The following is a 20,580-nucleotide window of genomic DNA, read 5'->3' as shown; positions in this document are numbered from 1 at the left end:
AAAGTTGTCTTCTGAAAAAATATCGACGATTACAGGATCAGCAAATATGCCAACGCCAGCAGGCGCTTCTTCTACAAAGATTAAAGGAATGCGAAGTTCTGGATTTTGCGCATCGCTAGTTACAATGATATCTGTATTCACAAGATCCTCAGGGTTATCTACTTCCAATTCAAAAGAAATTGTTAGTATAGCCTGTGGCTGAACCACAGCAATATCTTGAGTAACGGCAAGACCATCTACTTGTAAAAAGATATCGGTAAAGTCAAATTCTTGTTCAGAAACCACATCTGATACGTTGATAGGTGCATCACCAATGTTTTGAATGTCGATAACAGCCGCAGCAAAGTTGTCTTCTGCAAAAATATCTACAATAACAGGGTCTGCAAATATGCCAGCAGCACGAATTACTTCTAAACGAGTAGCTATACGAGCATCAGGTGTCTCTATGCCGTTAACGTTGATTAAAATTTCATTCTCAAAAATTCCTAGTTCTTGTGAAGGCGCTGTTAAGGTTACTGTAAAAACTCTACTTTCTCCAGGCGTTAAAGTGCCATCAGTTATATTGATAGCTACTACAGTGTCTGTTGGGTCGTTAAGAGTTAAACTAAAATCTAGAGTATCATCTCCATTATTTGTAAGCGTAACCTCTTGTGTAATAGGCTCTATTTCGTTATTACCACTTAAATTTAAGACTCTAGATATCAAAGTTTCTGAAACTTGAAGAGCCACGGGCGCTACTAGAGTTGATGAAAAATCAAAGTCATTATTTAATTGATTAGAATTTGATGTTCCGTTATGAGAAATTCTTACAGTACCAGTAGGAGTAGCTCCTGGGTTAGTATTACCTGGAGAAAAGCGCGTGGTTACTTCTAAAATATCTCCAATACCAAGCGTGCTACCATTAGGTAAAGATGTACTCACTATTTCAGTATTTCTTCTACTACTCACAACATCTTCTATAACTATTGGTGCAGGACCTAAGTTTTCAAATTCTAATACTCTTGTTTCGCTAACTCCTATTGTAATAGTTGGCTCAAAAGCTTCAGGATTTCTAAAACTAAGTTCTCCTCTTTCGCGAGATAATGTAACATTTAACGGAATTATCACTTGTGTTAAAAGCGGGTCGTTCGTAAAAAATATAACCTCATCATTAATTAATGTGCCAGTAGCTGCTATATTAGGAGCTATTCTAAAAGATTCTATAACAGTTTCTCCAGGTTGCACTATAGCATTGGTTCCTGCTCCGTCAATAATTAAAAATTCATCTGAAGTTGTAGGTAAGTCAAATTCTAAGGGTAACTCACCAGTGTTAGTAACTTCGAAACTTACAATGGCACCAGGGGATCTAGTATCTACATCTATAAATACATTTATAAGTTCACCAAGATTAGATTCGAATGTTGGCTTAGGTAGATCTAGGTTATTTAATTGAACAGGGATGTTCAATACAGGGGCATTGTTTGCATTACTTGAGATTGTAAGTGTAGCATTAAATACTCCTTCGGGTAGCCCATCTGTATTAATTGTATATGCAATTTTTGCAGTATCATTACTAAAAATAACACCTTCTGGAGTACTAATTTCAATGAATGAGTCACTTTCGTGAGTGACTGATATCATATATGATAATGCACCATTTCCTGTATTAGCTATTTCAAAAGTATTGGATAGTGTATTATCTAATAGCAAATCTAATGTTTCTTCAATACGCTCTACGGTGCTAATTATAGGGGCGTTATTACCTTCTACAACAGCAATTCTTAACTGACGTTTTTGAGGAGCAGCGTCTACATTAGTACTTACTTTAAGGGTTGTCATAAACTCTCCAAGCTCTAATTCATCAGTATTAAATGTTATACTTATATTTGTTTCTTCTCCTGGTTGTAACGTGATATCTACTGCATTATTTAATGTTATATTTAAATTATTTGGATTATTTAAAAGACTTGCAGTATATGTAAATGGTGCATCAGATACATTTTGTATGCGTACATTTTGTGTAATAATACTGCCTTGAGTTGCAACAAATTCTCCTGTAGGACTGTCTACAACTAATGCAAAAGTTTGAGGATTACCTAGCTGCCACCCCATATCTTTTAACATACCTCGTGTAATGTCTCCGATATTGAATATGGATTCGGACGGATTCATAATAGGTGTCATTAATGAATTTGGGTCTCCTGTGGGAAATGTATCTTCATCCCAATGTGATGCTGTAGCACCTTGAACAAAATTACTAGGCGCATGTATTCTTGGTCTATTACCAGAAAGTGCTTGTTTTGCGTTTGCGCCACTAGCAAAGACATTATTACCTGTAAAAAAGTTTAAAATTTCTAAACTCGGGTCAGGAAGGTTTACAACATTGCTATTGTTCGAGTTTATTATTAAACTCGTATAAATATTAGGAAGACCTGATAATGATGATCTTACAGTAAGGCCATTGATAGCAGGAGCACTGCTAGAAATGGAGCCTAAACCGTGTAACATTTCGTGTAAAATTAATGATACAAAGTCAAATTGTCCTTCAGGTGTGTTACCATCTGTTCCCAAGAAGAAATCGAAGTTACTATTTATATCTACAATGATATCAAAAGTTTGACTTGGGTCTAGTATTCTTCCAGCTAACGTATTTGCTAATGCGGCTGGGTAATCTACAAATGGTTCTGGAGCACCAGGGAAATTAGCTATAAAATGGGTTGGTGTAGCAGCTGCGAGTACAGCGCCACCAATTGGTCTAGTTTCTGCAAATACCCTAATAGGCACTGAAGATGCTATTTCTCTAGACAAAATATTTAAAGCAAATTGAAACGCATTTACCGCATCTGGATTGGCAGCTAAATTATCTCCTAAGGTTACTGCGAATTCTGCTGTAGGTTCTCTATCTAAAATAGAGCCTATATTTGTAGTTATAGACTCTAAACCATGCCTACTGTGGGCCTCTAATGATCCTGCGGGACATGATATTGTTTTGCCTTCGCTTATTTTCATGCCTGTTTGAGATGAGAGGGATGTTGTTATTAAGGCCATTAATAAAAACAGGTAAAAATGAATAATTGGTATTTTCATTAAACCAATTTTGGGTTTTTGTTGTGGTGTAATTTTCATAATCATCAAATTTTTCTTTTTTAAATTTTTTTTTCGAACACCGTATTTTAATGTTGAAGGTGTATCAAAAAGGTTTTTTACTTTTTTTAAATAGTTTTTTATTTACATTGAGTGTTTAATAATAGTGCCCGAACTATAATTTTTAACTCAAATTTTTTAAATGGGCTTTAGGATTCAACTATAATAATTTAGAGAATATTTTTTTTAATAATCTTGTACTACTTGTTTTCATAACTAATGGATTTTTAATAATTTTAAAGTAAAGCTTAGAACTATTTTTGACGATAACTTTTATTTGCTTTACGAATTAGTGTTTATAATTTTTTTGATACATAAAAAAGGGCGATTACAATAATTTGCCTTCTCCTAATTTAATACTGCAAATTAACTCCTAATCCTTGTTTTTTCTACAGACAATATGTGTGAAACGGAATTTTAAAGCTTAAAAGGGAATCGGATAATATGACCTAATACTCAGTAAAAACAGTGTGAGGCAAGAGTCTTGTTAATAAACTATAATTTTGAACTATTATTTTTTTAAAACGATTGATTAAATCTATTTTTAGGTATTTTGAGCCTCTTGAAGTCTTATTAGGTCTCAATTTTTATAGTAATTAGATGTGTATAAGATAAGAGTAGTTTTGCTCCAGATTATAATAAATGGGGCTTATTGTGATTTTTTTTTTGCTCAGAAAATTCATCCCAAACTTAAATACTTTAGATTCAAAAATAAGTCTAGATTATTATTCTAAATGAGATAATATTGTGTGTGTTAAATAGCAAAACTAAAATTCGATTTGTTATAACATAGGCATTGTAAAGAAAGTAAAATATTAAGGTGACCCGTTGTGCATTTTGAGTTGAAATAAACAGTGTAATGTCAGTTCGAGTGATTTTTTTGATAAACAATCGTATCGAGAACCAATTCATATTAAAAAATCTTATTCTCGATATAAATTTCACTCATTTCAATCGTGAAATTCACTCGAATTGACAGAGTTTTTTCAAAAAACAAAACGGGTTAAGGCGATTTATATTGTTGAAGAAATGTATCATAGTATTACTCGACACGAAAACTATAAGGCACTAGTTTAGTGTAATTTCCTTGATTTTGAACGACATCCTCTATAATTGAAGACGTAATGTAAGAGGTGCCTACCGAATTTAATAAAAAGATGGTTTCAATAGGTATCAAATCTTTATTGTTAGGAGTAATTTTTTTTTAATTTAAATTCAGAATAGGTACTAATCCTCTCAAAATAAATTTTAAAGCATTTAAAGCAAAGATGGATTCGTTTTACAATTTATCATTTATAGCTTATAACAGCACGAGATTAGAAGCACATTGTCTCTTATTCTATAGTGTTTCGGCAGCTAAGTTGCGCATTAATTAATTAATTACCATGTTTTAAAGCATACTCTAATTTTAGGGACATCTTCAGTATTCATACAAAAATCAATAGTGTTTTTAGAATGTTGAATAGCGTTCTTGTTAAAGAGTAAATATGGTATATCGAAAAGCATGGTTTCGGTTATTATCTTCACTGTATAGTTGTTTTTAGTAAAATATTACAGTTATGCCAATAGCTACAAAATGGCTTTAGGAATCACTCGACGGGTTAGTGTTTTTAAGCGCTTGTAGGAGCTCACTTCAGAATCAGGATTAAAATCTAGCGTTGTTTCCCATGAGTTTTCAGGTTTAAACTCTATTTCCATGCCTTTTAGAACACCTTTCGAAACTTTTTCAGAGGGTACAATAACTATACATTCCGTATTTAAATTTGCACTTCTGGGATCAAGATTAAAAGTGCCAATAACAGTTATTTTTTTATCTATAACCATAGATTTAGCATGAATACCAAACGTCGGTACATATTCTAATTTGGTTTGTAATTCACCTGTCATTATACGTTTTCGCTCTTCGGCGTCAGGTTTAAATTCGAAAATTCTCACACCTGTTTTTAATAATGTTTCTCTATCACTTTGATAGCTGCTAAAGGCCTCAATATTATCTGTTGATGCTAAACTATTGGTTAATATTCTAACATTTACACCACGATTTACAGCATCTTCAAATACATCTCTACTGGTTTTTGTTGTTATTAAATACGGGGTTTGAATGGTGATGGATGATGCTGCGTTATTTACCAAATCAACTAATGCAGATGTAGTAATGCCGCCACCAAATAAACTCTTTCCTTTATTGTTTTTTCCAGGCACATCAGAAATAAAATCAACATTATCAAGCCAAACTAAGTCGCCAGATGCTTTAATCGCATTAAATGTTTCAGGTAAATTTTTAATACGTTGCCTAACTTGTGGACAAAAATTCTCAGGATTACAGGCATATTCATGTAATTTATCAAACCTGTTTTTATCGGTTATGTTTTTGGGTTTGTCTGTAATAACATTGGTAACATCTTCACTCAATTTATTATTCCAAAATGTTTCAAAAGAGCTTTTTACGGCCTTAGATGTTTTGCCAATTAAAAGAATATCTCTATCTCTAAAATTATAGTCGTGGTCGTAATCAAAATATTCATTAGCTATATTTCTGCCACCTGTAATTACCACTTTATCATCTACAATAAAAGTTTTATTGTGCATACGCTGATTAGCAGATTTAAAATCGGTTGCAAACTTCCCTATTTTCTGAAAAATATTCTTCCCTAAATTAACACCAGGATTGTATATTTTAACCGAAATATTTTCATGAGAATTAAACATCAGTATATCCTGCGCTTCGGCATCTACCATAATATCATCAACAAGTACACGTACTTTAACACCTCTATCTGCGGCTCTTATCAAATAGTCGCAAGCAATAAGACCAACATTATCCGTTGAAAAAATAAAATATTGAATGTCTATAGTTTTTTCGGCATACTCTGTTAACCACGCTCTGGCTACCATTGATCCGCTACCATCTTCAAGGACGTAAACTCCAGTTTTGTTTTCAATACTATCAGAAAATTCGTTAAGCTCTTTAGAGAGTGAGATACTGTTGTCTCTTTTAATTTTTGAACAAAAATCTGTTGCTTTTACTGAATCGGTTTTATGCTTACAAGACCCTAAAACACTACACAAAATAAGGATTGAACTACTAAATTTAAAAAAAGTATTCATAAAATATTATGATTTCACTCTAACACTATCAGGTACTAATTTGGTGTAATCTCCGTGATTTCTGATAACATCCCGCACAATTGAAGACGCAATGTAAGAGGTGTCTGCCGAGGTTAATAAAAAGATAGTCTCAATAGGCGCCAAATCTCTGTTGGTATGTGCAATTGCTTTTTCAAATTCAAAATCAGCAGGATTACGTAGGCCTCTCAAAATAAACTCCACATCATTTTTTTGGCAAAAGTCAACTGTTAACCCTTCATAAGTAACAACTTTTACTTTAGGTTCTCCTTTAAACGCATCCATTATAAATTGCTGACGTTCTTTAAGTGAAAACATATATTTTTTAGATGAGTTTACACCAATAGCTACGATAATTTCATCAAAAAGTGTGATGCCACGTTTAATGATGTCGTAATGTCCTAAAGTTAGTGGATCGAAAGATCCTGGGAAAATGGCACGTTTCATTTTTGTTCTGTCATTTCTGCGAAGGCAGGAGTCTATTTAAAAGTTTTTGTTTTTATTGTGGGTTCCTGCTTTAGCAAGAATGACAACTATTATCAAAGATACAAATCTTTAATTGGAGTATTATTTACTAATCGCGGTCAATATTAAAAATCTCTTTTTCTTCGTACAGAAACTGTAATTGTTCTTTTGTTAGTGCATCATTACTGTTGGTGTAATTATTGCTTTTATCTATTTTGTATATGGCAGATCGTTTATCAATTTCATAATCATTAAATACTAGAAAAACACTATCGCCTTCAATTTTAGTAACTTTCATTGTTGTGAAGTGACCAGCAGCTTCAGCCTTTATGGAATACACATCTCCAATGTTAGGTGTTTTAATATAATCAGCTTCATCTTCTTTGTGCTTTGCTCCAGAATAACTAAAATAAGCAATTACTAAACCTATAACAGCTAAACCACTAAAGTGCAAAAAAGGAATACCAGTATGTTTTTCTGTTTCGAACTTGCGTTGTATTTGTTCTGGTAATTCTTGTAATTTAAAGGTGCGTTTGCAGCTATTACATTCTAAGACATTGATTTTTCCAATTGGAAAAACAGGAATCCAATAGAGGTAAGCATATTTTCCAAATACACTGTATGTCATTGATGTTTGGTTCTCACAATTAGGACAAGTAACATTTGGGAGCTGCCCATCTTTTAATCTTGAAGAATTTGTTCCGTAAAAAATCATAAAAACTGGTTATGTTATGATTCAAATATAACCAAATAATTTTAGTGAGTGTTGGGCAATTATTTCAAAGCTTCTTCAATCGCATTATCAAATAAATCAGGTAACGAAATACCTGCAGCAGCTGCTTGTTGCGGTAAAATACTTTCTTTAGTTAATCCTGGTACCGTATTCATTTCTAATAAGTGTGGTATGCCATCTTTAAAAATAAATTCGCTTCTGCTAAAGCCTTTCATCTTTAAAATCTCATACACTTTTTTGGCTTCTTTGTTTACTTTGTCTTCTTGTTCTGGTGTTAATCGTGCTGGTGTTATTTCTTGAGATTTCCCCAAGTATTTTGCTTCGTAATCGAAAAAATCATTTTCAGATACTATTTCGGTAATTGGTAGTACTTTAATTTTTCCTTTATAGGTTATTACGCCAACTGAAACTTCAGTACCATCTAAAAAAGACTCTATAATAATCTCATCATCTTCTTTAAAAGCTATCGAAATAGCATTTTGTAAATCTTCTTTTTTATGCACTTTAGATACACCAAAACTACTACCTGCTTTATTGGCCTTTACAAAACAGGGTAAACCTACTTTTGCAATTATAGCATCTTCGTTAATAGTGTCTCCGAGGTTTAAAAAATACGACTCGGCAGTTTTAATACCATAAGGTTTTAAAACACTTAAGCAGTCACGTTTATTAAAGGTTATTTGTGCTTGATACATGGGGCAACTGGTGTGTGGAATACCCAACAACTCAAAATACCCTTGCATATAACCATCTTCCCCTGGAGAACCATGTATGGCGTTAAACACACAATCGAACTTAATTTTAAAACTACCAACATTTATGGAAAAATCGTTTTTATCAATGGGAAATTCCATGTCTTCATCATTCACATACACCCATTTATTTTTAAAAATATGGATACGGTAAGGCTTGTATTTTTCTCTATCTAAAGTTTCAAAAACTACATTACCACTGGTTAATGAGATTTTATATTCGCTGGAATAGCCGCCCATGATTATGGCTATGTTTTTTTTCATTGCTATTGGTTTTGCTTTTGAGGCATTTTTTAAATTGTTTCAAATTTAATTAAAAATATGTGTATTCTTTACTGTTCATTTTGTCTTTATCCACTATTTAACTTAAAAATGTCTAGTAGACATTTTAAATTAAATACATAAAACCAAAAAATCATATCAATCTAAGGAAATTGTTAAAGCACCATTCGTTTTCGAAACTATATGCATGATGTTGCGCATCGTACTTCCGTTTCTTTACTCATTACTTTTGCAGATTGATGCTTTTGACTTTGTGTGAACTCAGGACTTGACTTTCTGCTAATTTATCTTCTGCTTTACATTAATTTTTTAATACTTTAAGATTTTAGAGTATAAGTGGGTTTCCTCTTCTTAGGGAGGATAGGAGAGGCTTTGTGTTAGAGTTGTGTTTTCCATCCTTGGAGAGGTTAGGCGTGGGTTTAAGGCAAGAGTAGTGCGTTAGGGATTTAACGGCATGTTGGAGCTCCTCAGAGAGAGCGACTAGTGAAAGCCCGACCCTTGGGTAACCTGCCTGCGATACCGCAGGTAGGCAGGCGCCAAAAAAATAAAATTTAAAAATGATGCTATGCCTTTACAACCAAATACAAACAATAATTCGTATCTATAATAGTTGAGCTAAAATAATGATGTAAACAGCAAAACAAAAAACAGTTCTGTTTTTATATATTTGCCTAATCGAAAAATCTACGTATGAGTATCTTTAAGTTTTTATTTAGCAAAACATTTTTAAAACAATTGGCTTTAGCTTTAGTAGCTTTGGTGGTGTTGTGTTTTTTAATGCTTACTTGGTTAAAGTCTACAACAAACCATGGAGATTTTGAGATGGTGCCGGAGCTTAAAGGTAAATCTATAAGTGTAGCAGAGATGGAGTTAAACGAAAATAATTTGGTGATGCAAATACAAGATTCAGCAAATTATAATCCAGATTACCCGAAGTTTTCGGTGATAGATCAAGAGCCATCAGCGGGTACAAAAGTAAAAGAAGATAGAAAAATATACCTAACGCTAAACCCTTCAGGTTACCGAAAAGTAGAGGTGCCAGATTTAAGAGAACGTACCTTTAGACAAGCCGAACCCAACTTAGAAGCACTCGGTTTTAAAGTAGGTAAAATTTCTTATATTGATAATTTAGGTAAAGACATTGTTTTGCAACTTAAATACAAGGGAAAAACGATTAACCCTGGTGACAAACTGCCAAAGACATCTAAAATAGATTTGGTTTTAGGTAACGGTAATCGCCCTTAGCATTAGCGCTAACTAATGCAACTATGGAAACACACGGACCACAATTACCAGACGAAGATAACCTTCACGAACATTTTACTTTTACTGTAGATAAAGGACAATCTCCTTTGCGCATTGATAAGTATTTGATGAATTATATTGAAAATATTGCCCGTAGCAAAATACAAAATGCAGCTAAAAGTGACGGTGTTTTGGTTAACGGCGTACCTGTAAAATCTAATTATAAGGTTAGACCAAATGACGAGATACGCGTATTATTTACTCACCCAACGTACGAGGCATTATTGGTTGGTGAAGATATTCCATTGGATATTGTTTTTGAAGACGACCACTTACTTGTAGTTAATAAACCTGCTGGTATGGTAGTGCATCCAGGGCATGGTAATTACTCTGGTACTTTAATAAATGGTTTGATATATAGGTTTGATAATTTGCCAAATAACTCTAGCGAACGTCCTGGACTGGTGCATCGTATAGATAAAGATACCAGCGGTTTATTGGTAGTTGCCAAAACGGAACAAGCTATGGCACACCTGTCTTTACAGTTTGCTGAAAAAACGAGTGAACGCGAATATTTGGCTATTGTTTGGGGGAATGTTGAAGCCGAAGAAGGTACCATAGAAGGAAACATTGGTCGCCATCCTAAAAACCGATTGCAAAATACAGTATTTCTTGATGATGAGGCGGAAAAAGGCAAACCTGCTGTTACGCATTATAAAGTATTAGAGCGTTTGGGCTACGTTACCTTGGTGTCCTGCAAGTTAGAAACAGGGCGTACGCATCAAATACGTGTGCACATGAAACACATTGGACATACGCTTTTTAATGACGAACGTTATGGCGGTAACACTATATTAAAAGGCACCACATTTACCAAGTACAAACAGTTTGTAGATAATTGTTTTAAGGTGCTGCCAAGGCAGGCGTTGCATGCTAAAACTTTGGGTTTTGTACACCCAAAAACGAGTGAGTTTATGCGTTTTGAAACACCTGTACCTAATGATATTGTGCAATGTCTCGAAAAGTGGCGTAACTACTCCAAGCATCAAGAACTTTAGGGTATTTAAATAAATTTAATATCGTAATAAATCGTATCACTTAGTGCGATTTTATTTTTGATGAATCATTCAAAGCTATCTATCTTATTAAAGCAATTTTATTAAGTAATTGTAGCTATTATTAATTCTTATACTCATAACCACGGCCAGGTGTATAAGGCGCACCTGCTTTAACAAGTTTTTCTTCTAATTGCTTAATATCTGAATTAAAAATAACCTCTACGTTTCGTTTTAGTGCTGTAATCGCCGTTTCTGCAATAGTATAACTATCTCTGTGTGTTTTTGTGGGTGCTGATGTTGAATATTTTTGCTCACGAGTTATTTTTCCAATTCGTGTTGCTGGACTTACAGGTTGAGCTATATCTAGTCTACTTTTTACTGGATCTCCATAAAGAGATATGTTGATAGATTTAAGTTTACGTTCAATATTCAACACTTGTTTTGAAAGTTCAGCATAAGGTAACTCAGATCGTTTAATGGCCGCTTTTATATATTTTAATTTTGTATTGGCTTCACTTATAATTTGCTCGCATGCTTTTAAATCAGCTCCAAGTTGCGCTACCTTTTTTTGAAACGCTACTTTTTCAGCTCTATTTTCAGCAGGCATTACCGTATTTTTTAAGCTTTCAACTTCAAATGAAACTGAGCTTGCTAATGTGCTTAGTTCCCCATTTTTAAATATAGCCATTTCTACAGTATAGGTTCCAGGTTCTACGAGTGTTCCTTCATCTTTAGAGGACCATGGGTTATAGAATTTTGATGTATTTAAGTTGATTGGGTTTTGAAGGGTGTATCGTAAATTCCAATGGAATCGTTGTAGCCCTTTTTTAGGTGTTTTAAATACTTTTTTAACGACTTGTCCGTCGCTATTTTTAATAGTAAAAACTAATGAAGGTGCTTGTTCGTCCTTTTCAGATTTTAAAGTATCATAATCAGGATAAGACACGTTTTTTCTGTTTTCAATAAGTGCTTTTTCTTCTTTCGTTCGTTTTTCTTTTAAAGATGTATACGTGTCATTGAAGTAATACGTAATCATAGCTTCGGGGCCTAAATTTGTGGCAGAATAAAAATTATCACCTTGAAAGGCTTTTCCTGGTAATCCTAGTGGTAAACTTTTTTCCCAGGATAAAGCTTTACGAATAGGATATATTTTAGCTACTTGTAATGGCGCTTCATTTTCAATCTCACGAAGAGAAGAGTAATCATCCAAAATATAAAATCCTCTACCAAAAGTACCAAGTACTAAATCATTTTCTCGTTCTTGTATTGCAATATCCCTAACCGCTATAGTTGGTAAGCCTGCACCTAATTTTTTCCAGCGTTGGCCTTTATTAGGAGAGAAGAACGCGCCATATTCGGTGCCACAGAATATTAAATTCTTATCAACATGATCTTCTTCAATAGCATAAATACTTCCCTTTTCGGGAAGATTAGAGCTTATAGACTTCCATGTTTTTCCTTTATCACTCGATTTAAAAATATAAGGCTTAAAATCGCCATATTTATGATGATTAAATGCCACATACATTACATTAACATCATGTTTAGAAAGGTATACGCTATTTACATAAGATTGTTCAGGTGCACCAGAAATATTAGTTATGGCTCGCCAAGTGGTTCCGCCATTTTCGGTAATTTGTATTAAGCCATCATCCGTACCAATAGCAATAAGATTTTCATCAATTGGCGATTCAGATAAGGCTACAATAGTGCCATAAAGCGATGTAGAACCGTTTTTTGCAACAGCATCCACACTAAGAATACGATCAAAAACTTTAAGTGTATTCCTGTCAATTTGTTGGGTTAAATCATCACTAATCACCTGCCAACTATTACCATAATCATCAGATTTAAATACTTTATTTGCCGCAAAATATAAACGTCCTGTAGCATGTTTGCTCACCGCTAAAGGCGCATCCCAATTAAAACGATAGCTATTTTCATTCTCGCGTTCAGTAGGTTGAATACCCACTTTTTCACCGCTTTTTTTATCGTAGCGCACTAAAAATCCATATTGCGATTGTGCATACACTATATTCGGATTTTCAGGGTCAACCTGCGATTCAAACCCATCACCACCGTTAGTAATAAACCAATCAGCATTTGTAATGCCATGTCCTGTAAGCACTCTTGAGGGACCACCAATACTAAAATTGTCTTGTGTACCGCCGTATATGTTGTAAAACGGATAATCATTATCTACAGCTACTTTGTAAAATTGTGTTATCGGAATATTTTCTTTAAAATCCCATGATTTGGCAGCATCAAAAGTTTCATACATGCCACCATCGCAACCCACCAGCCAATGCTTATTATTGGTTGGGTCTATCCACATACAGTGATTATCTACGTGCTTAGTAACTTCGCCCACTTTATTAAAAGTTTTACCACCATCATGGCTTACAGACATCCATGTATCCATAGAATAAATGGTGTTTTCATCTACTGGGTCTGCTATAATTTCTTGGTAGTAATTGCCACTCGTTATGTGTTTTCCTCTTTTTTCCCAACTAGCACCTCTATTTGTCGATGCAAAAAAACCGCCCTTCCCATCAGCTGCTTCTACAATGGCGTATATAATTTCTGGATTTGCAGGCGAAATTGCTAGCCCAATGCGTCCTAATTCGGTTTTTGGTAATCCAGAATTAATGGCCATCCATGTAGCACCACCATCGGTGCTTTTGTGCATTCCAGAACCTGGGCCACCGCCAACATAGGTAAACACATGCCTTCTACGTTGCAGTGTTGATGCATAAAGTATGTCAGGATTTCTAGGATCCATTTGTATGTCGTTAACGCCAGTGTGTTCATCTACAGTAAGTATAGCATTCCATGTTTTGCCACCATCTGTAGTTTTATACAAACCTCGTTCTCCTCCTTTATTCCACAAAGGGCCAATAGCTGCAACATAAACAATGTTAGAATCCTCTGGGTGTACAATAATACGCCCTATATGTTCAGACGTTTTTAGCCCCATGTTTTGCCATGTTTTACCGCCATCTAGAGACTTGTAAATGCCATCACCATAAGACACAGAACGTTGATTGTTGTTTTCTCCAGTGCCTACCCAAATCACATTAGAATTGTTGGGGTCCATAGTAATACAACCAATGGAGTAGGAGCCTTCACCATCAAAAATTGGAGTGTATTCCACACCAGAATTTATAGTTTTCCAAACACCTCCCGCGGAAGACGCTACGTAATATTCAAATGGATTATTCGGATTTACAGCAATATCTGAAATTCTACCCGAAGTAAATGCAGGTCCAATACTGCGCCATTTAAGCCCATCAATAGAAATGTTATCTAAAGGCTGCTTATCCTCTTCTTTGTTTTTCTGAGCTTGACCATACTGCAATCCAAATAATACGAATGCAAATACTAGAACATTTAGGTTTTTCATTGAAGTGTTTTTTGTTTTCTGTGAAGTATTTAGGCGTTAAAATCAACATTAATAGTGTGATTTTAGTTTTCGTAACATTTTAAATATTCCACAAAATTGAGAAATTATTCGATTTTGATGAACTATCATCAACGATAAGGCGAATTTCGTTAATTTTTATGATAATGCCAAGGGTTTGCAAGAATACAAAATCTGTTTTATTGAAGAAAATCAGAAGAACTTTAACTCAAGATACTTTTACCACTATTACATATGTTACTTAGAATTTAAACTTTATAATCTATACTTTGAGTAGGTCTTTTTTACGCTCATCTAGTTTTGTTATTTTACAGAGTGTAATTTTTTTTAGAATTAAATGTTAATGCAGCATTTTTGGAATCGAACTAAAAAAGTATTTCATTGAAAACCTAAAAGATGTGAATTGTTATTTTTTATTTAAAACAATACAGGCTTTTTTAAGAAAATCCAGTTCATTTGCAATCTTTTTCCTGTTTGTGAGGTATACCAAGTAAATCTAGGTGCTAAAAATGCGACTATTACACTACAAATCAAGCCTTTTGTTAGGCTGTCTAAATTTGGAAAGAATACATTTAAAATAATTCGAAATATTAAAAATAATATTAGGAATATACCATAGCTCAAAAGTCTGTCTTTAATTCGTATATTTAATTTTATCATATTTTCTAATATAAAAAATTCAAAATTTTTTAAAAAAAATATGACTTCAAAAATCCACTTAAAATTTGAACGTATAAATTTTAGGTGGATGTATAAGTATTCAGTTTGCCTAATACAACTACTATTTGTTTTTTATTGGGCAAGTATTTAATCCAAAAATGGAGTAAATAGGGCAAAAACTAATCAGACTTGTTACTACAAATATTACTGATAATGCCAATAAAACAATACCAAGAGTTCCAGAGATAACATTTGTAAAATATAAAATTCCCACGATTACTGCGATTAGTATTCTAACAATTTTGTCGGTATTTCCCATGTTTTTTTTCATAGCTATAAATTTTATGATTTAATAGTGATGTGTTCAAAAAGTAATACAATACCATAAACTATGGCTAAACATAATATACATGCTCCAAAAAGTTTATAATACTGCACTTTTTTCATTTCATAACAAAATTAGCTACTCTAATACTTGTGTGCAGTGACCCAAGTCACAATCATAGAATTTTTATGCCATCTGTATTTTGAGAAATCTTTCCTTCGTTTTCCAGTTTTTTTATCACTCTACTAATTACCTCTCTAGCAGTACCTAATTCGTTAGCTATTTGGCCATGGGTAATTTTTATAACGCTATTGTGTTTTAATTTGGCTTTTCGTATTAAATGTTCATAAAGTCTTTTATCCATTTTATCTACAAGTACATGCTGTATAGTATCTAATAAATCGGTGTATCTTAAGTCGTATTGATTGTAAAATAAATCGTTTAATTCCGTATATTCTTTTAACCATTTTGGTAAACTTTCAACCGGTATTAAAAGTATTTTAGAGTCTTCTTCTGTTATAGCAAAAATTTTACTTGGTGTGTTTTTTAATGATGCTGAAAAAGACATGATACAGCTTTGTTGTGGTTGTATGTAATAGAGTAACAACTCCTTTTCATCAAATTTTGAAAACACTTTTACAAGCCCACTGATAATTATTGGTATTACTTTAATGTATTGCTCTTCTCTTATAATTTGTGTGCCTTTTGGGATATCTTTCACCGTAGACTTAGAGAGTAACTCATCTACAAGTTGTGGACTTAAAAAAGATAAGAAGTGTCGTATCGTTTCCATACAGTATTCAGTATTATAAAATTTGTATTGTTTTCAAAAGTTCTTGAATCCCAAACTCAGGACTAGTAAACACTTCCTTTTTAAAATCGGTTAAATAATCTTTAGCACCTTCCATAGAAGCCTGTGCTAAAAACATCACATCAACTTGCGATTCTAATTTTGAGATGTTTTTAGCTATGTTTTTAGTGTAGTCTTCAAAATTGCTAGCTTCAAAATAAGGCCAGAACTCAGAACAATCACAATCAATTATATCAATAGATTTTTGTTTTTCCAGCGCTATTTTCAACAATAAATCCTCACTCACAACTTTTGTTGAATTTGCGGTAAAGGCAAGACCTATTTTGGTGTAATTCTCAACTAAATGCGTAATTATGGGTTTGTCAATTCTTTGTACATCAGTATGCTTATCACTCTCACTACCAAAAGTTGAACAAGTACAAATGATTAATGAAGGATTAGTTTGTCTTATTGCTTCTATTTCTTTATTAAACTGCGTAGTGTTCGTCTTTCCAGTTGAAAGCGCGTCATCTAAAATGGTCTTGTTTACAAAATGTTTAGTCTCAATATTAGGGTTGAATTGTTTTACTAAGGCTTCAAAACGTTCTATATGAACTTTATTAGTGTGTAAAAATGCAATCATAATAATAGTATGTTTTGTAATAGTTAAAAATGATGTAAATACAAATAGTTATAAGTTTGGATTATATCTTCATTATAAATAATAGTAGACTAACATCATAATTACTAAAAATGAGTTGTAAATTTGTGTTCGTATTGAATTAACGTAAATTAAATAAAAAATAAAATGAAGTTAGTTATTTCTCCTGCAAAATCTTTAGACTTTGATACAGAATTGCCAACATCACAACATACAACGCCCAAGTTTTTAAAACAATCAGCGCGTTTAAATACCTTGCTTAAAAAAAAATCTGCTAAAAATTTATCACAACTTATGAGTATTTCCGATGCTTTGGGGCAGTTAAATTATGAGCGCAATCAATCGTGGGAATTGCCTTTTACAGCTGATAATGCAAGACCAGCAGTTTATGCTTTTAATGGTGATGTTTACAGAGGTTTGGACGCTTACACTATTCCAGAAGATAAATTAGATACTTTGCAAAATACGGTTCGTATACTTTCAGGTTTATATGGTATTTTAAAACCAACAGATTTAATACAGCCTTATCGCTTAGAAATGGGAACAAAGTTGCCTGTTGGTACTAAAAAGAATTTGTATGAGTTTTGGAAAAACGATATTACTAAAGCTTTGAATGAAGAACTTAAAGATGATGAGTTGTTTTTAAATTTAGCGAGTAATGAGTATTTTAAAGCTATAGATAAAAAAGTACTAAAAGTACCAATTATTACTGCCAATTTTAAAGATTTTAAAAATGGGAAGTATAAGGTGATTTCATTTTTTGCTAAAGCTGCTCGCGGCGCAATGGCGCGATACATTATTGATACTAACGCACAAACGATTGAAGATTTAAAAGGTTTTAACTATATGGATTATGGTTTTAGTGAAGAAATGTCTACAGAAACAGATTTAGTTTTTACAAGATAAACCATTAAATAGTAATAAAAATAAAAATCACACCATTGGTGTGATTTTTTTTAGGGTAATTAAACTTATGCCTAGTTTTTAGTTTGCTGACTTTTTATAGTTTTTTTACCGATATCAAAGTTATTAGTGATAATATCTGTTTTTCCAGTAGGGTTTGTTGGATTTGTTTGTTCCTTAGTTATTTTAAATTTCTTTTTGTCTTTAATAATTCCCATATTTTTATTTTATCATAATATAACAAATAGTAAGAGGTTTTTATATTAATACTTTCTTAAAGTATTTTAATAAAATCTTAATGTTTATAATAAACTAGAATATCATGCTCAATTAAGTCTTAAAGTACCTTATTTTTAATTAAGTTTATGTTTCTAATAAAAAAAAATAAAATATGTGGTATTACATTGTCATTGCATTACAAGGATTTTGCATTTATCATGCTATAAAAAACAGACGTCCGTACTACTGGATTTTTATTATATTTTTCTTGTCGCTTTTGGGTTGTATTATCTATTTTATTACTCAGGTATATAATAAACGCGATGCCGAAAAAATTACTTCAGAACTTACCAACATTATTAATCCTACAAAAAAGATTAAAGATTTAGAGAAACAGTTAGCGTTTACAGATACCTATCAAAACAGAGTTAATCTTGCAGATGCACATTTAGAAAATAAAGATTATCAAAATGCCATACTACATTATAAAGAGGCTTTAGATGGTAATTTTCAAAATGATTTTTATGTGATTAAAAATATGATTGAAGCGTATCACTTTATAACGGATTATAAAAGTGTTGTGATTTATGGAGAACAAATAGTATCGCATCCAGAATTTAAAAAATCAAGAACACAATTTTTATACGGATTAGCACTCGAAAAAGAAGGTGATTTGGTAGAAGCTGAAAACCATTTAAGAGCTATAGATATCAGGTTTTCATTTTATGAAGAACGTTTAACTTTTGCTAAGTTCTTATTAAATATCAACAAGAAAGAAGAAGCAAAAGAAATTTTAGAAGCCTTAATTTCAGAAGGAGCGCACATGACAAAACCAAATAAAAAGCTGTATGGTAATACTATTGTAGACGCTAAAAAACAATTAGAAACGTTATAATTATTTTACTTTAGCCTTTTTATCTACACTTATTTTTTGCTCAACACTTGGTTTCTTTTTAATGCGTGGGCGTCTTGTACCAAAAGTACCTCTGTTAATTTTGCCTCGTTTTGTTTTTTTATCACCTTTTCCCATTATTTCTTTTTACATTTAAATATTAAATTTAATATACCTTTTTTATTACTAAAAATCAAGTTTTTTGTTCAAACATAAACACCCGTTTCCACCATTCATTCAAAAGGACACTAGAAAATTAATCGTCGGTACATTACCACCTCCAAGATTTTCAACAGGAGAACTTTTGGAGAAAGACGTTAATTTTTGCTATGGTAGTTGTTACAATTCCCTTTGGTTATTTATTGATAAAATTCACAACCTAAACTTGCACTATGATAATTCTGATGAAGCCATTGAAGAGCGAAAGTCATTTTTAATTAAAAATAAAATAGGAGTTTGTGATATAGTAGATAGTTGTGAGCGCAATAAAATTGATGCTTCCGATTTAGGAATGAAAAACATCATACTCAGAGACATAATTAATTATTTAAAACAATATCCCAATATAGATACACTTTTATTTACTGGTGGTAATAGCAAAAACGGACCAGAATATTTCTTTAGAAAACATCTTAAAACCTATAATTTAAAGTTGCAACTAGTTTCGAATGAAGTTCCTAGAGTTCATAAATTTCACTTAGATGATAGGATTATAAAAACAGTATCCTTAACCTCACCATCTAGCTCTGCCAACAGAGCTATAGGAAGTAATCCATTATACAAACAATTAAAAGCGAATAATTCAGACTTTAATACGTTTGATTTTCGTGTAATGCAGTATCGAGAATTCTTTTAATGAAATTGATGAGTTACTAACTTTCTAGTAAACACCTCTAATATGTTCATGAACTTTTTCATCATAAAAACGTTTTAAATCTTGTACTAACTGTTCCGGAAGTGCTGGTAAACTGCTTGTTTTAGCGTTTTGAATCACATGTTTTGTAGCGCTAGCCCCAGGAATAATAGTTGTTACTTCTTTATGGTCTAAAATCCATAGAAGTGATAATTCAGCTAAAGACATACCATCGGGACAAAAGGTTTTTAATTCTTCAGATAATGCAACGCCCCTTTCAAAAGGTAAGCCTGCAAACGTTTCACCTACATTAAAGGCGTCTCCATCTTTGTTGTAATTTCTATGATCATCTTCTGGAAATTGCGTATTAGCATTAAATTTGCCACTAAGTAAACCACTAGCAAGGGGCAATCTCACAATAATACCAACTCCTTTTTCAGCCGCTTGTGGTAATAATTCCTCAACTAATTTTTGTCTAAAAATATTAAAGATAACTTGTAGAGATTGCAGTTCCTCTTGTTCTAAACAGATAAGGCCTTGGTCTACACTTTCTACACTTGCTCCAAAATGCGCTATTTTGCCTTCTTGTTTTAGCGTTCTTAACCAATCAAAAATAGCACCGTTTTTAAGTACTTCGGTAGGTATACAATGTAATTGCAACAAATCCAAACAATCTACACCTAATCTTTTAAGTGATTTTTCTACGCAGCTTTTTAATGTGTCTTCTGTGTAGTTATTGGGATAAACATTGCCAGTTCTTCCAAACTTTGTAGCTACTTTTACATTATGAGACGATGCTTTTAAAAAGTCGCCAATTAAGGTTTCACTTCTGCCATCTCCATATACATCAGCTGTGTCAAAAAAATCAATTCCATGAGTTACAGCTTCATCAAGAATATCAAATGCTTTTGTTTTATCTATTTCTTTGCCCCAATCTGCGCCTAATTGCCAACATCCTAAACCAACTTCGCTTATTTTAAATCCGTTATTCCCTAATAATCTGTGTTTCATAATGTGTTTTTGTTTTTACAAATTTAAGTATTCAAAAAATAATCTTAAAATTAGATGTACC

Annotated in this window: 18 protein-coding genes; 5 read left to right on the top strand and 13 right to left on the bottom strand. The window is 32.7% G+C overall.

Annotated elements, in window-relative coordinates; genetic code table 11:
* From ACKGJY_RS04055 to ACKGJY_RS04030, 6 genes are all read right to left on the bottom strand, one after another.
* On the bottom strand, nucleotides 1-3,105 hold a 3,105-nt coding region (locus ACKGJY_RS04055; RefSeq protein ID WP_413972573.1), incomplete at its 3' end, for a hypothetical protein.
* A gap of 1,398 nt (nucleotides 3,106-4,503) precedes the next feature.
* Nucleotides 4,504-4,650 carry a hypothetical protein gene (locus ACKGJY_RS04050; protein WP_413972572.1) on the bottom strand — a complete coding sequence of 49 codons (147 nt, stop codon included), beginning with the start codon at nucleotides 4,648-4,650 and terminating at the stop codon, nucleotides 4,504-4,506.
* Nucleotides 4,651-4,692: 42 nt separating this feature from the next.
* A complete protein-coding gene (locus ACKGJY_RS04045) occupies nucleotides 4,693-6,231 on the bottom strand; it encodes a phospholipase D family protein (protein ID WP_413972571.1) in 1,539 nt (512 codons plus the stop codon).
* A gap of 6 nt (nucleotides 6,232-6,237) precedes the next feature.
* A complete protein-coding gene (coaD, locus tag ACKGJY_RS04040) occupies nucleotides 6,238-6,696 on the bottom strand; it encodes a pantetheine-phosphate adenylyltransferase (RefSeq protein ID WP_413972570.1) in 459 nt (152 codons plus the stop codon).
* A 127-nt stretch (nucleotides 6,697-6,823) separates the two neighbouring features.
* Nucleotides 6,824-7,429 carry a hypothetical protein gene (locus ACKGJY_RS04035; RefSeq protein WP_413972569.1) on the bottom strand — a complete coding sequence of 202 codons (606 nt, stop codon included), beginning with the start codon at nucleotides 7,427-7,429 and terminating at the stop codon, nucleotides 6,824-6,826.
* Nucleotides 7,430-7,488: 59 nt separating this feature from the next.
* Complete coding sequence (locus tag ACKGJY_RS04030) at nucleotides 7,489-8,463, bottom strand: D-alanine--D-alanine ligase (protein ID WP_413972568.1); 975 nt, start codon at nucleotides 8,461-8,463, stop codon at nucleotides 7,489-7,491.
* 708 nt (nucleotides 8,464-9,171) lie between these two features.
* Between ACKGJY_RS04030 and ACKGJY_RS04025 the strand changes: the two genes are divergently transcribed.
* Both ACKGJY_RS04025 and ACKGJY_RS04020 read left to right on the top strand, forming a co-directional pair.
* Nucleotides 9,172-9,726, top strand: coding sequence for a PASTA domain-containing protein (locus tag ACKGJY_RS04025; RefSeq protein ID WP_413972567.1), 555 nt, complete (start codon nucleotides 9,172-9,174; stop codon nucleotides 9,724-9,726).
* A gap of 23 nt (nucleotides 9,727-9,749) precedes the next feature.
* Entirely contained in the window at nucleotides 9,750-10,784 is a 1,035-nt protein-coding gene (locus ACKGJY_RS04020) for an RluA family pseudouridine synthase (RefSeq protein WP_413972566.1), read from the top strand.
* 121 nt (nucleotides 10,785-10,905) lie between these two features.
* Here ACKGJY_RS04020 and ACKGJY_RS04015 read toward each other — a convergent pair whose 3' ends face one another.
* The 4 genes from ACKGJY_RS04015 to ACKGJY_RS04000 all read right to left on the bottom strand — a co-directional run bounded on the left by ACKGJY_RS04015 (nucleotide 10,906) and on the right by ACKGJY_RS04000 (nucleotide 16,623).
* A complete protein-coding gene (locus ACKGJY_RS04015) occupies nucleotides 10,906-14,187 on the bottom strand; it encodes a glycosyl hydrolase (protein WP_413972565.1) in 3,282 nt (1,093 codons plus the stop codon).
* Nucleotides 14,188-14,986: 799 nt separating this feature from the next.
* Complete coding sequence (locus tag ACKGJY_RS04010) at nucleotides 14,987-15,196, bottom strand: DUF2892 domain-containing protein (protein ID WP_413972564.1); 210 nt, start codon at nucleotides 15,194-15,196, stop codon at nucleotides 14,987-14,989.
* 169 nt (nucleotides 15,197-15,365) lie between these two features.
* Nucleotides 15,366-15,983, bottom strand: a complete 618-nt coding sequence (locus tag ACKGJY_RS04005; RefSeq protein WP_413972563.1) for a Crp/Fnr family transcriptional regulator — start codon at nucleotides 15,981-15,983, stop codon at nucleotides 15,366-15,368.
* Between the two features lie 13 nt (nucleotides 15,984-15,996).
* Nucleotides 15,997-16,623 carry a hypothetical protein gene (locus ACKGJY_RS04000; protein ID WP_413972562.1) on the bottom strand — a complete coding sequence of 209 codons (627 nt, stop codon included), beginning with the start codon at nucleotides 16,621-16,623 and terminating at the stop codon, nucleotides 15,997-15,999.
* 165 nt (nucleotides 16,624-16,788) lie between these two features.
* Here ACKGJY_RS04000 and yaaA point away from each other — a divergent pair, with 165 nt between their 5' ends.
* On the top strand, nucleotides 16,789-17,547 hold the full coding sequence (yaaA, locus tag ACKGJY_RS03995; protein ID WP_413972561.1) for a peroxide stress protein YaaA: 759 nt from the start codon (nucleotides 16,789-16,791) through the stop codon (nucleotides 17,545-17,547).
* 71 nt (nucleotides 17,548-17,618) lie between these two features.
* Here the strand turns inward: yaaA and ACKGJY_RS03990 are convergent, their stop codons facing one another.
* The gene (locus ACKGJY_RS03990; RefSeq protein ID WP_413972560.1) at nucleotides 17,619-17,762 is read right to left on the bottom strand and encodes a hypothetical protein; all 144 of its coding nucleotides are present in this window, start codon (nucleotides 17,760-17,762) and stop codon (nucleotides 17,619-17,621) included.
* A 173-nt stretch (nucleotides 17,763-17,935) separates the two neighbouring features.
* On the opposite strand from ACKGJY_RS03990, the gene ACKGJY_RS03985 reads away from it, so the two are divergent.
* Nucleotides 17,936-18,658 carry a hypothetical protein gene (locus ACKGJY_RS03985; protein WP_413972559.1) on the top strand — a complete coding sequence of 241 codons (723 nt, stop codon included), beginning with the start codon at nucleotides 17,936-17,938 and terminating at the stop codon, nucleotides 18,656-18,658.
* On the opposite strand, the gene ACKGJY_RS03980 is transcribed toward ACKGJY_RS03985, so the two are convergent.
* Nucleotides 18,659-18,793 (bottom strand): 30S ribosomal protein THX, encoded by a 135-nt coding sequence (locus ACKGJY_RS03980; protein ID WP_413972558.1) that lies wholly within the window; start codon nucleotides 18,791-18,793, stop codon nucleotides 18,659-18,661.
* A gap of 64 nt (nucleotides 18,794-18,857) precedes the next feature.
* Here ACKGJY_RS03980 and ACKGJY_RS03975 point away from each other — a divergent pair, with 64 nt between their 5' ends.
* On the top strand, nucleotides 18,858-19,511 hold the full coding sequence (locus ACKGJY_RS03975) for a uracil-DNA glycosylase family protein (RefSeq protein WP_413972557.1): 654 nt from the start codon (nucleotides 18,858-18,860) through the stop codon (nucleotides 19,509-19,511).
* Between the two features lie 24 nt (nucleotides 19,512-19,535).
* Here the strand turns inward: ACKGJY_RS03975 and ACKGJY_RS03970 are convergent, their stop codons facing one another.
* A complete protein-coding gene (locus tag ACKGJY_RS03970; RefSeq protein WP_413972556.1) occupies nucleotides 19,536-20,519 on the bottom strand; it encodes an aldo/keto reductase in 984 nt (327 codons plus the stop codon).
* Nucleotides 20,520-20,580: the final 61 nt, after the last annotated feature.

Origin of the sequence: Hyunsoonleella sp. 2307UL5-6 (assembly GCF_047345485.1) — a bacterium.
Classification (GTDB): Bacteria; Bacteroidota; Bacteroidia; order Flavobacteriales; family Flavobacteriaceae; genus Jejuia.
The sequence above is the reverse complement of the archived record's forward strand: the minus strand, read 5'-3'. Positions and strand labels throughout refer to the sequence as shown.

Excerpts from the sequence above, each read along its gene's own strand:
- ACKGJY_RS04045 (WP_413972571.1), bottom strand. The coding sequence starts at position 6,231 with ATGAATACTTTTTTTAAATTTAGTAGTTCAATCCTTATTTTGTGTAGT.
- coaD (WP_413972570.1), bottom strand. The coding sequence starts at position 6,696 with ATGAAACGTGCCATTTTCCCAGGATCTTTCGATCCACTAACTTTAGGA.
- ACKGJY_RS04035 (WP_413972569.1), bottom strand. The coding sequence starts at position 7,429 with ATGATTTTTTACGGAACAAATTCTTCAAGATTAAAAGATGGGCAGCTC.
- ACKGJY_RS04030 (WP_413972568.1), bottom strand. The coding sequence starts at position 8,463 with ATGAAAAAAAACATAGCCATAATCATGGGCGGCTATTCCAGCGAATAT.
- ACKGJY_RS04025 (WP_413972567.1), top strand. The coding sequence starts at position 9,172 with ATGAGTATCTTTAAGTTTTTATTTAGCAAAACATTTTTAAAACAATTG.
- ACKGJY_RS04020 (WP_413972566.1), top strand. The coding sequence starts at position 9,750 with ATGGAAACACACGGACCACAATTACCAGACGAAGATAACCTTCACGAA.
- ACKGJY_RS04015 (WP_413972565.1), bottom strand. The coding sequence starts at position 14,187 with ATGAAAAACCTAAATGTTCTAGTATTTGCATTCGTATTATTTGGATTG.
- ACKGJY_RS04010 (WP_413972564.1), bottom strand. The coding sequence starts at position 15,196 with ATGAAAAAAAACATGGGAAATACCGACAAAATTGTTAGAATACTAATC.
- ACKGJY_RS04005 (WP_413972563.1), bottom strand. The coding sequence starts at position 15,983 with ATGGAAACGATACGACACTTCTTATCTTTTTTAAGTCCACAACTTGTA.
- ACKGJY_RS04000 (WP_413972562.1), bottom strand. The coding sequence starts at position 16,623 with ATGATTGCATTTTTACACACTAATAAAGTTCATATAGAACGTTTTGAA.
- yaaA (WP_413972561.1), top strand. The coding sequence starts at position 16,789 with ATGAAGTTAGTTATTTCTCCTGCAAAATCTTTAGACTTTGATACAGAA.
- ACKGJY_RS03990 (WP_413972560.1), bottom strand. The coding sequence starts at position 17,762 with ATGGGAATTATTAAAGACAAAAAGAAATTTAAAATAACTAAGGAACAA.
- ACKGJY_RS03985 (WP_413972559.1), top strand. The coding sequence starts at position 17,936 with ATGTGGTATTACATTGTCATTGCATTACAAGGATTTTGCATTTATCAT.
- ACKGJY_RS03980 (WP_413972558.1), bottom strand. The coding sequence starts at position 18,793 with ATGGGAAAAGGTGATAAAAAAACAAAACGAGGCAAAATTAACAGAGGT.
- ACKGJY_RS03970 (WP_413972556.1), bottom strand. The coding sequence starts at position 20,519 with ATGAAACACAGATTATTAGGGAATAACGGATTTAAAATAAGCGAAGTT.